Source organism: Saccharomonospora iraqiensis subsp. paurometabolica YIM 90007 (assembly GCF_000231035.2).
In the GTDB taxonomy this organism is placed as follows: domain Bacteria; phylum Actinomycetota; class Actinomycetes; order Mycobacteriales; family Pseudonocardiaceae; genus Saccharomonospora; species Saccharomonospora paurometabolica.
This window is the reverse complement of sequence record NZ_KI912185.1, coordinates 64,787-75,257: the sequence shown is the minus strand read 5'-3', so window position 1 is coordinate 75,257 and position 10,471 is coordinate 64,787. Positions and strand designations below refer to the sequence as shown.

The window sequence follows — 10,471 nt, the reverse complement described above, 5'->3', positions numbered from 1 at the left end:
TGTTGGCGGAGCCGCAGATGACCACGTCGCCGGACGGCGCCGTCCGGCCCGCGCCCGGCGGGGGCGGGGAGCCGGTGACCTCCGGGCGCTCGGCGGTCGTCGCGGGCATCCTGCAGCTTGTGGTGCCGTTCGGCGTGGGCCGGTTCTACACCGGACAGACCGGGCTCGCCGTCGCGCAACTGCTGGTCACACTGCTCACCTTCGGGCTCGGCGCGCTGTGGCCGATGATCGACGGCATCCTGCTGCTGGTCAACGGCGGGGTCGACGGGGACGGGCGTCCGCTCAGCCGCTGAGCGGACGCCGCGGGCCCCGGCGGTCAGCGTCCCCGCTCGGCGAACCGCGTCGGCCGGTACCGCCAGGGCGCGTCGGTGGGCCTCGGTTCGAACCCGCCGGTGCTCAGCACCGCGTGCGCGGCCAGCAGTCCGCCGACCGTGGCGCCGTTGACGATCTCCCCGTTGAGCACCATGCGCACGGCCTCGTCCAGCGGAACCCGGGTCACCACGAGGTCGGCCTCCTCGTCGCCGTGCGCCTGCCGTGTGACCGTGGTGAGGTCCCGGGCCAGGAACACCCGCAGCACCTCATCGGTGAACCCGGGCGAGGCCGCGACGTCGACGAGGGTGTCCCAGCGCCCGGCGGACAGACCGACCTCCTCGACCAGCTCCCGGCGCGCGGTGTCCACCGGGTCCTCGCCGTCGGCGTCCAGCAGGCCCGCCGGCAGCTCCCACAACCGGTCGCCCAGCGGATGCCGGTACTGGTGGACCAGGGTCACCGTCCCGTCGTCGTCCACGGCGCAGATCGCGACCGCCCCGAGGTGTTCGACGACCTCCCGGCGGGCCGCCGCACCACCCGGCATGACGACCTCGTCCACCCGCAGCCCCAGAATGCGTCCGATGTGGACGTCCCGGGACGAGACGACGGTGAAGTCGTGGTCACCCGGCGCGCTCACCGGGCACCCACCGCGGTCCCCGGCAACTCCACCGGAAGCCGGTCGGCGGTGCGGTAGTTCACCACCGCGCGCACGAAGGCGTCGAACAGCGGGTGCGGCCTGGTCGGCCGCGACTTCAGCTCGGGATGGGCCTGGGTGCCGACGAAGAACGGGTGCGTATCGGCGGGCAGCTCCACGAACTCCACGAGCCGCTCGTCCGGGGACACACCGGAGAACACCAGTCCGGCCTCGGTCAGCCGCGTGCGGTAGGCGTTGTTGACCTCGTACCGGTGCCGGTGCCGTTCGGAGATCTCCCGGGTCCCGTACGCCCGGGCCACCTGCGACCCCTCGACGAGCTTCGCCGGGTACGCGCCGAGCCGCATCGTGCCGCCCATGTCGCGCTGGCCGGCCACGACCTCCTTCTGGTCGGACATCGTGGAGATGACCGGGTTGGCGGTGTTCTCGTCGAACTCCGCGGAGTTCGCGTCCGTGATCCCGGCGAGCTCGCGCGCCGTCTCGATCACCATGCACTGCAGGCCCAGACACAGCCCCAGCACCGGGATGCCGTGGGTGCGGGCGTGGTGGATCGCCCCGACCTTGCCCTCGATCCCCCGGACGCCGAACCCACCCGGCACCAGCACGCCGTCCACTCCGGCCAGAGCGGCGGCGGCACCCGCGGGTGTCGTGGCCTCGTCGGAGGGGACCCACACGATCTCCACCTTGGCGCGGTGGGCGAACGCACCCGCCCGCAGCGCCTCGGTGACCGACAGGTAGGCGTCCGGCAGGTCGACGTACTTGCCCACCAGCGCCACGCGCACGGTCTCCGACGGGTTGTGCACCCGGTTCAGCAGGTCGCCCCACACCGTCCAGTCGACGTCGCGGAACGGCATACCGAGCCGCCGCACCACGTAGGCGTCGAGCCCCTCGGTGTGCAGCACCTTCGGGATGTCGTAGATGGACGGCGCGTCCGGGCAGGCGACGACGGCCTCGTTCTCCACGTCGCACATCAGGCCGATCTTGTTCTTCAGGTCCTCGGGCAGCTCCCGGTCCGCCCGGCACACCAGCGCGTCCGGCTGGATACCGATGTTGCGCAGCGCCGCCACGGAGTGCTGCGTGGGCTTGGTCTTCAACTCGCCGGACGGCGCGAGGAAGGGCACCAGGGACACGTGCAGGAAGAAGCAGTTGTCCCGGCCGACGTCGTGCCGGACCTGCCGGCACGCCTCCAGGAACGGCAGCGACTCGATGTCCCCGACGGTGCCGCCGACCTCGGTGATGACCACGTCCGGACGGCGGCCGCTGCCGTCGTCGTCGGCCAGCCCGGTGATGCGCGACTTGATCTCGTCGGTGATGTGCGGGATGACCTGCACCGTGTCCCCGAGGTACTCGCCGCGGCGTTCCTTCGCGATGACGGACGAGTACACCTGCCCGGTCGTCACGTTGGCCGTCCCGGACAGGTCACGGTCCAGGAAGCGTTCGTAGTGGCCGATGTCGAGGTCCGTCTCCGCGCCGTCCTCGGTGACGAACACCTCGCCGTGCTGGAACGGGTTCATCGTGCCCGGATCGACGTTGAGGTACGGGTCGAGCTTCTGCATCGTGACCCGCAGTCCGCGGGAGGTGAGCAGTTGGCCCAGGCTGGAGGCGGTGAGTCCCTTGCCCAGGGAGGAGGCGACGCCTCCGGTGACAAAGACGTATTTGGTAGTCCGCGGCTGAAGTCCCACGGGCTTCCACCTTATCGCACACCGGGGCCCCCGTGCCCGAGGCCTCACCGGGCACCACGCACCCGATGACCTGCGCACGGTCCGTGCGCCGCCGTGTGCCAGAGTGACGGGGTGGCAGACGACACCCCCTGGTCCGCTCCGGCCGCCGCCGGGCCGCTCGACGCCACCGTCCGGGTGCCCGGTTCGAAGTCGGTCACCAACCGCGCGTACGTGCTCGCGGCCCTGTCGACGGGGCCGACCGTGGTGCGCGCCCCGCTGGACTCCCGGGACACCCGGTTGATGCTGGCCGCGCTGGACCGCCTCGGCGCGGTCTCCGAACGGGTCGACGACGGCGTCCGTATCCGTCCCGTGACGCAGGGTTCCGGCGAGGTCGGGGTGGACCTCGGCAACGCGGGCACCGTCGCGCGGTTCACCCCCGCCCCCGCCGCCCTCGGGTCGCGCACCGTCCACTTCGACGGTGACCCGGCGATCCGGCGCAGGCCGGTGGGTCCGCTGCTGCGGGCGCTGACCGACCTCGGTGCGGACATCGCCGACGACGGCCGGGGCGCCGTGCCGTTCGTCGTCCGCGGCCACGGACACCTGCGTGGCGGCGCCGTCGACCTCGACGCGTCGGCGTCCAGCCAGTTCCTGTCGGCGCTGCTGCTGGCCGGTCCCGCCTTCGACGAGGGCGTGACGGTGCGGCTGCGGGGCAGTCCGCCGAGCGAGCCGCACATCGCGATGACGGTGGAGATGCTGCGGGACTTCGGCGCGGCGCCCGAGCGGCGCCCCGACGGTTTCCACGTCCCGCCCGCCCGGCTCGCGCGCGACGAGTTCACCGTGGAGCCGGACCTGTCCGGCGCGGCCCCGTTCGTGGTGGCGCCACTGCTGTCCGGCGGATCCGTCCGCATCGCGGGCTGGCCCACCGCGACCACGCAGCCCGGCGACTGGTTGCGCAGCCTCGTCGCCGAACTCGGGGGCGGCACCGTCCTCGACGACACCGGCCTGACGGTCACCGGCGGGGACTCCCTCGCCGGTCGCACCCTCGACCTGCACGAGGTCGGTGAGTTGACCCCCGTGGTCGCGGCGCTGCTGTGCTTCGCCGACGGCCCCTCCGAGATCCGCGGCGTGGCGCACCTGCGTGGCCACGAGACCGACCGCCTGGCGGCGCTGGCGACCGAACTGTCCGCGCTCGGGGGCGACGTCACCGAGACCGCCGGGGGGCTGCGCATCCGTCCGGCACCGTTGCACGCGGGCACGTTCCACACCTACGACGACCACCGCCTGGTCATGGCGGGTGCGGTCCTGGCCCTGCGGGTGCCCGGCCTCCGGGTGGAGGATCCGGCCACCGTGGGCAAGACCTTCCCCGGGTTCGTCCCGCTGTGGGAACGGGTGGTGGCCGGGGCGTCCCCGGGCGACGACGGTGACGACGGTGGTCCGACCGGGACCACGGACGACGGCTGAGCGGTTGCCCGAACCCGACCCCGGCCCCGGGACTCACGACCGGGGCGCCGGGGCCTCCGCGTTGTCCGCCGCCCCGTAGCGGCCCGCCCGGCCATCGAGCTGTTCGCGCAACGCGAGAACGGTCGCGATCCGTCCCGCCGCCGTACGGACGCCGTCCACCGTGGACAGGATCGCGGTGGAGTCGGGGTCGGCCCGGGCGGCGCCGATCGCGCCGTCGGCGTCCGCCGCCGAGAGGGGCCCGGCCAGCACGGTCCCGGACCCCGACCGGTCGAGTCCGGTCGCGAGGCGGGAGAGGGTGACGGCGCGGAAGGCCGCCCCGGGGTCGGCGGGCGGGTCGCCGGTGAGCACCACGGCGAGCTCGGCCGGGGCGGGGGCGTCCGCGGCGGTGAGGAACCCCCCGTCGAGCAGCCCGGCGACCACCGCGGCACGTTCGTCGGCGGTGGCGTGCGGCCGGCCGTCCGCGGGATCGAGCAGCAGCACCGAACCGAGCAGGGTCCCCACGAGGGCACCGGGTTCCCCGTCGACCGGCATGCGGACCCCGGCGGGCTGCAGCTGCAACACCAGTTCCCGCAGTTCCCCGGAACGGTCCGGGTCGGTCACCGACTCCGTCAGCCGGATCCCGCCGGTGACGGTCGCCCCCGCCCGTTCCACGAGATCCACCACACCGTCCCGCACCGACCGGGCCACGTCGTGGTCGGTCACCAGCAGGACGGTGCGCTGGTCCAGCGAGCCGTCGACCACGTCGGCACCGATCGCGTCGGCGAACGCGTCGAGTCCCGCCAGCCGCGCGTCGAGCGCGTCCCGTTCGGCCTCCAGCTCGGCCACCCGGTCGTCGAGCCGGTCCTGTTCGCCGGAACCGCCGAACACCGGCGTGCCGGACAACGTCGTCGCCCCCAGCACGACCCCGACCGCCAGGGACAGAAAGGCCGCGCCGAGGGACAGGACGTGGTACCGCAGCGAGATCACGCGAGGACCTCCCCCGCGACCACGGGCCCGGCGGGCGCGCCGACCGCCCCGGTGAACCCGCCCGCGACCCCGGAGAGCCAGTCGGTCACCAGGTCCATCGTGTGCGCCGCCCGGTCGACCGGGATCCACCCCACGGCGCCGGACGCGAGCACCGCGACGGCGACCACGACCACCGCCGACAGCACGAGGAACACGACGGCGCCGAGCGAGACGCGGCCGCGGTGCAGCGTCGCGACCGCCGCGCCGTCGATCAACCGCGTGCCGAGCCTGAGCCGGGTGAGAAACGTCGACGGGTTGGACCCGGAGCGTCCGTGGTCGAGGAACTCGCCGAGGGTGGCCTGGAATCCCACACCGACCACCAGCGCCGCGTCGTGCGCGTCGGCGAGCAGCAGGGCCAGGTCCTCGGGATTGCCCGAGGCGGGGAAGGCGACCGCCCCGATGCCGAGGTCCTGCGCCCGCTGCAGGCCCGGCGCGTGCCCGTCCGGGTCGGCGGGCACGACCACCTCGGTGCTCGCGCGCAGCGTCGCGGTGTCGACCCCGGACGGATCGCCCACGACGATGTCGGGCACCCGTCCCGCGGCGCGCAGCGTGTCGGCCGCCGATTCCACGCCGATGAGCACGGGACGGTGTTCGTCGAGATACCCGCGCAGTGCGTGCAGCTCCTCCGCGTGTCCCGGCCCGGGGGCGACCACGAGCACGTGCCTGCCGGCCATCCGCACCGCGACGGCGGGGACCCCCACCCCGTCGAGCACCAGTGCCCGCTCGCGCCGCAGGAACTCCATCGTGTTCGCGGAGAACGCCTCCAGCTGGGCCGACATCCCGGCACGGGCCTCGTCCATCCGTTCGGCCACGCTCTCCGCGGTCTGCACGGTCCCGGTGGCGAGCTCCCGGTCACCGGCGTAAACGGTGCCGTCGTGGACGCGGATGCGGCTGCCGTCCCGGATCCGGCGCAGCGCCGCCGACCCCACGTCGTCGACGAGCGGCACACCCGCCTCCAGCAGGGCCTCCGGACCGAGATTCGGGTACCGCCCGGAGATGGACGGGGCGGCGTTGACGACCGCGGCGACGCCCGCGCGGACGAGCGCGTCGGCGTCCGCACGGTCGAGGTCGGTGTGGTCGAGCACCGCGATGTCGCCGGGTCGGATTCGGCTGCGCAGGTCCCGCGGCCGACGGTCGACACGCGCCGTGCCCGTGATGCCGGGCCGGGCGCCGGTGGACCGTGCGAGCAGGCCGGTGAGTCTCATGCGGGCGATCGTGGCAAGGCGGGCGGGGGCGCCCGGCCCGCCACGCCGCCGTGCCCGTCGGATTTCGCCCGATCCGGGAATCGTCGGAGCGGATCGGGCGTGGGTACGCCGGACAGCGGTGCGCCCGCGCCGGGAGACGCCGGTCAGCTCCGGCGACCCGCGGAGCGTTTCCGCCCCCCACCGCCGCGACCCGCTTTCGCACCCGACCTCGCTTCGGGTTGCGCATCGGGTTGCGCCTCGGACCGTGCCCCGGCTTCGGAGGCCGGGGCGGCCTTGTACCGCTCGGCCGCGTCGAGCAGTTCCTCGGCGTGGGCCCGGCCCGTCTCGGTCTCGTCCAGCCCGGCGAGCATCCGGGCCAGCTCGGTGACCCGCTCGTCGGTGGCCAGCACCCGCACCCCGCTGCGGGTGACCCCGTCGTCGGTGTCCTTGTCCACCACGAGGTGCCGGTCGGCGAACGCGGCGACCTGGGGCAGGTGCGTCACCACCAGCACCTGGTGCGTGCGCGCCAGCGTCGCCAGCCGCCGGCCGATCTCCACGGCGGCCCGTCCGCCCACCCCGGCATCCACCTCGTCGAACACCAGGGTTCCGACCGTGTCGGCGTGGGCCAGCACCACCTCGGTCGCCAGCATCACGCGGGAGAGCTCGCCGCCGGAGGCCGCCTTGTGCACCGGCAGCGGCTGGGCCCCGGAATGCGCCCGCAACCGCAGCTCCACGTCGTCCACCCCGTCGGGCCCCGCGTGCAGTGTCTCGTCCCCCACGACGACGGCCTCGGTGTCGTCGGCCCCGGCGGGTCTGCCCCGCACCGTGACCTCGATCCCCGCCTGTCCCATGGCGAGCCCGGCCAGTTCGGTGCTGATCCGCTCGCCCAGCTCGGCCGCCGCCTCCGCGCGGGCGGCCGACAGTCGTGCGGCGTGCCCGGACAGCTCGGTGGACAGCGCGTCGCGCCGGGCCTCCAGTTCGGCGAGCGCGTCCTCCGAGGTGTCCATCGAGGACAGCTGCTGCCGGGCGTCCTCCGCCCAGGCGAGTACCCCGTCGACATCGGCGGCGTACTTGCGGGTGAGCTTCTTCAGCTCGGCCTGCCGGGCGAGGATCTCCTCCAGCCGGGCCGGGTCGACCTCCAGCGAGTCCAGATAGCCGGCCAGTTCGCCGCCGACCTCGTCGAGCAGCACGGCGGCCTCCGCCAGCCGCGGCTCGAACTCCCGCAGGGTGGTGTCGTCGGCCCCGGACAGCCGCCGCCGGGCCTCGCCGAGCAGGCCGAGCGCCCCCGGGGAGTCCGGGTCGCCGTCGGCCGACCCGGTGAGGGCGAGCTGCGCCGCGGTGGCGGCCTCCCGGAGTTCCTCGGCGGCCGAGAGCCGTTTGACCCGCTCGGTGAGGTCGGTGTCCTCGCCGGGCGCCGGGTCCACGGCCTCGATCTCGGTCAGCCCGTGCCGCAGCAGGTCGGCCTGCTGCGCCAGCTCCCGTGTGTGCGTGCGACGCCGGTCGAGTTCGGCCGAGACCGAGAGCCACTCCTGCCGGACCCGCCGGTACTCGGCCAGGACGTCGGCGACCGGCTGCCCGGCGAAGCGGTCCAGCACCGCCCGTTGCTCGGTGGGACGCAGCAGCCGGAGCTGGTCGTTCTGCCCGTGGACGGCCAGCAGCTGCTCGGCGAGCTCCGCGAGCACCCCCACCGGCACCGACCGTCCCCCCAGGTGGGCGCGGGACCGGCCGTCCGCGCCCACCGAGCGCAGCGCGATCACGCTGCCGTCCTCGTCCGGCTCGGCGCCGGCGTCGGTGACGGTCCGCGCGGCGGGCCCGTCGGTGAGGTCGGCGAACCGTCCCTCCACCGTCGCCCGGCCCGCCCCCGCACGCACCTTCGAGGAGTCCGAACGCCCCCCGGACAACAGGTGCAGCCCGGTGACCACCATCGTCTTGCCGGCCCCGGTCTCCCCCGTGACCACCGTCAATCCCGGATGGAGCTCGAGCACGGCGTCCTCGATGACCCCGAGGCCCTGGATACGCATCTCCGCAAGCACGTCCACCACCGTAGCGCCGACCCACGACCGCAGTCGCCGACCCGGCGACCCACGTGGCCGTTTCCCGCGCGGGCGGAGGTCAGCTCAGGCGCGCCTGCCGTTCGCGCCAGCTCGTCACCGGCAGCGAGAACTTGTGCACCAGGCGGTCGGTGAACGGCCCTTCCCAGAGCCGGGCGAGCCGCACCGGGACCGCACCCGCGACCACCCGGATCCGCGAACCGCGTTCCAGGTCGAAGTGCCGCAGACCGTCACAGGTCAGGACCGCGGAGGACCCGTGCGGATCGACGTCCACGGTGATCACCGAGTCCCGGGAGACCACCAGCGGCCGGGAGAACATCGCGTGCGCGTTGCTGGGCACCACCAGCAACGCCTCCACGTCCGGCCAGACGATCGGACCGCCCGCGGAGAACGCGTAGGCGGTCGACCCGGTGGGGGTCGAGCACAACACCCCGTCGCAGCCGAACGACGACACCGGCCTGCCGTCCACCTCGACCAGCGCGTCGAGGATGCGCTCCCGGGAGCTCTTCTCGATGCTCGCCTCGTTCAGCGCCCACGTGTCGGCCGTCACCACGTCGCCGTGGGTCACGGTGACGTCGACGGTCATGCGTTCCTCGATGCGGTACCGCCGTTCGACCACGCGGTCCACAGTCTCGCCGAGAGCGTCGTAGTCCGCCTCGGTGAGGAACCCGACCCGGCCGAGGTTGACCCCCAGGACCGGCACACCCGCGGGCCGGGCCACCTCGGCGGCGCGCAGGAGGGTGCCGTCCCCGCCGAGCACGAGTACCAGTTCGGTCCCGGCCGCGGGCTCGTCGGACGAGGTCACCACGGTGCACGGGAGGTGCCCGCCGGGGGGCTCGATCAGCCTGCGGACCTCGTCGTCGACGACGCGGAGACGGATCCCCGCCGCGGCGAGCCGGATGGCGACGTCCCGCGCCGCCCCGGTGGTGGACTCGCGGTCCGGGTGCACGATGAGCAGGACCTCGCGGTCGCCGGAGGAATTCACCGGGGACCCTCCGTCACCGCCGCACGCACCCGCCGCTCCCACTCGTCCGGGGACGGGACCCCGGCCTCCCCGGCCGCGGTGTCCCCGTCCACACGGCCCCGCTCGGCGGGACCGCCGCCCTCTCCGCGCAACCAGACGAAGTACTCGACGTTGCCGGACGGGCCCGGCAGCGGGCTGGCCACCACGTCGCGGGGACGGAGCCCGAGTGAACGGGCGTGCGACGACACCTCCAGCACGGCCTCGGCCCGCAAATCGGGATCCCGGACCACGCCGCCGCTGCCGAGCCGGTGTTTGCCGACCTCGAACTGCGGCTTGACCATCGGCACGAGGTCCCCGCCCGGGCGCAGGCACTCCGCGAGTGCGGGCAGCACCAGACGCAGCGAGATGAACGACAGATCGGTGACCACGAGGTCCACGGTGCCACCGGTGTGCCCGGGTGTCAGCGCCCGGACGTTCGTCCGGTCCAGCACCGTGACCCGCTCGTCGGTCCGCAGCCGCCAGTCGAGCAGCCCCCGTCCCACATCGGCGGCCACGACCGCCTCCGCGCCCTCACGCAGGAGCACGTCGGTGAAACCACCGGTCGACGCCCCCGCGTCGAGGCACCGTTTCCCCGCGACGGTGAGACCGTGTGCGGTGAACGTCTCCAACGCGCCGAGCAGCTTGTACGCACCCCGGGAGGCCCAGCCGGGGTCGTCGTCGGTGCGGACGACGATCGCCGCGCCCGCGTCCACGCCGGTGGCCGGCTTGCTCGCCACCAGTCCCCGGACGGTGACCCGGCCCGCACCGATCAGCGTTCCCGCGTGTTCCCGGGACCGGGCGAGCCCCCGGCGCACGAGCTCGGCGTCCAGACGGGCCTTGCGCGGCACCGTCAGACCCTGTCGATGCTCGACAGGGCCGCGGCGAGCGCGCTGTGCGCGTCCTCGAACCGGGCCACGTGCTCGGCGAGCGGCAGCGCATCGAGATCGTCGAGCGCGCTCACGGCCCGCTCGATCCGGGCACGGGGCTCGGTGTCCCCGTCCTCCGGCGATGCTGCGTCTGTCTGTGGGTGCACCCCTCAACGCTAACCGATGCGGACCGTCGGGCCACGCACGGCGGGGCCCTGTCCGGGCGGTCCGGCCCGGGTCAGGCCAGCCGCAACGTCGCCAGCGCCGCGGCCGCCGTCG

10 protein-coding genes are annotated in these 10,471 nt (G+C 74.3%); 2 read left to right on the top strand and 8 right to left on the bottom strand.

Annotation, left to right across the window (positions count from 1 at the left end):
* Positions 1 to 293 (top strand): TM2 domain-containing protein (locus SACPADRAFT_RS0200425; protein ID WP_233357087.1); only part of this gene is annotated, 293 nt, incomplete at its 5' end.
* A 23-nt stretch (positions 294 to 316) separates the two neighbouring features.
* On the opposite strand, the gene SACPADRAFT_RS0200420 is transcribed toward SACPADRAFT_RS0200425, so the two are convergent.
* Positions 317 to 946 (bottom strand): NUDIX domain-containing protein, encoded by a 630-nt coding sequence (locus SACPADRAFT_RS0200420; protein ID WP_007025076.1) that lies wholly within the window; start codon positions 944 to 946, stop codon positions 317 to 319.
* A complete protein-coding gene (locus tag SACPADRAFT_RS0200415) occupies positions 943 to 2,643 on the bottom strand; it encodes a CTP synthase (RefSeq protein ID WP_007025077.1) in 1,701 nt (566 codons plus the stop codon). Before SACPADRAFT_RS0200415 ends, SACPADRAFT_RS0200420 begins: the two co-directional genes overlap by 4 nt.
* 111 nt (positions 2,644 to 2,754) lie before the next feature.
* Here SACPADRAFT_RS0200415 and aroA point away from each other — a divergent pair, with 111 nt between their 5' ends.
* Positions 2,755 to 4,083 carry a 3-phosphoshikimate 1-carboxyvinyltransferase gene (gene aroA, locus SACPADRAFT_RS0200410; RefSeq protein ID WP_051442326.1) on the top strand — a complete coding sequence of 443 codons (1,329 nt, stop codon included), beginning with the start codon at positions 2,755 to 2,757 and terminating at the stop codon, positions 4,081 to 4,083.
* Positions 4,084 to 4,116: 33 nt separating this feature from the next.
* Here the strand turns inward: aroA and SACPADRAFT_RS0200405 are convergent, their stop codons facing one another.
* The 6 genes from SACPADRAFT_RS0200405 to SACPADRAFT_RS0200380 form a co-directional block, all read right to left on the bottom strand.
* Positions 4,117 to 5,049 carry a copper transporter gene (locus SACPADRAFT_RS0200405; RefSeq protein ID WP_007025079.1) on the bottom strand — a complete coding sequence of 311 codons (933 nt, stop codon included), beginning with the start codon at positions 5,047 to 5,049 and terminating at the stop codon, positions 4,117 to 4,119.
* Complete coding sequence (steA, locus tag SACPADRAFT_RS24470) at positions 5,046 to 6,293, bottom strand: putative cytokinetic ring protein SteA (RefSeq protein ID WP_007025080.1); 1,248 nt, start codon at positions 6,291 to 6,293, stop codon at positions 5,046 to 5,048. Before steA ends, SACPADRAFT_RS0200405 begins: the two co-directional genes overlap by 4 nt.
* A gap of 143 nt (positions 6,294 to 6,436) precedes the next feature.
* The gene (gene recN / locus SACPADRAFT_RS24465; RefSeq protein ID WP_084258223.1) at positions 6,437 to 8,305 is read right to left on the bottom strand and encodes a DNA repair protein RecN; all 1,869 of its coding nucleotides are present in this window, start codon (positions 8,303 to 8,305) and stop codon (positions 6,437 to 6,439) included.
* A 79-nt stretch (positions 8,306 to 8,384) separates the two neighbouring features.
* Positions 8,385 to 9,308 (bottom strand): NAD kinase, encoded by a 924-nt coding sequence (locus tag SACPADRAFT_RS0200390; protein WP_007025082.1) that lies wholly within the window; start codon positions 9,306 to 9,308, stop codon positions 8,385 to 8,387.
* Positions 9,305 to 10,174 carry a TlyA family RNA methyltransferase gene (locus SACPADRAFT_RS0200385; RefSeq protein ID WP_007025083.1) on the bottom strand — a complete coding sequence of 290 codons (870 nt, stop codon included), beginning with the start codon at positions 10,172 to 10,174 and terminating at the stop codon, positions 9,305 to 9,307. Before SACPADRAFT_RS0200385 ends, SACPADRAFT_RS0200390 begins: the two co-directional genes overlap by 4 nt.
* Before the next feature lie 2 nt (positions 10,175 to 10,176).
* Positions 10,177 to 10,359 carry a hypothetical protein gene (locus tag SACPADRAFT_RS0200380; protein ID WP_007025084.1) on the bottom strand — a complete coding sequence of 61 codons (183 nt, stop codon included), beginning with the start codon at positions 10,357 to 10,359 and terminating at the stop codon, positions 10,177 to 10,179.
* Positions 10,360 to 10,471 lie beyond the last annotated feature (112 nt).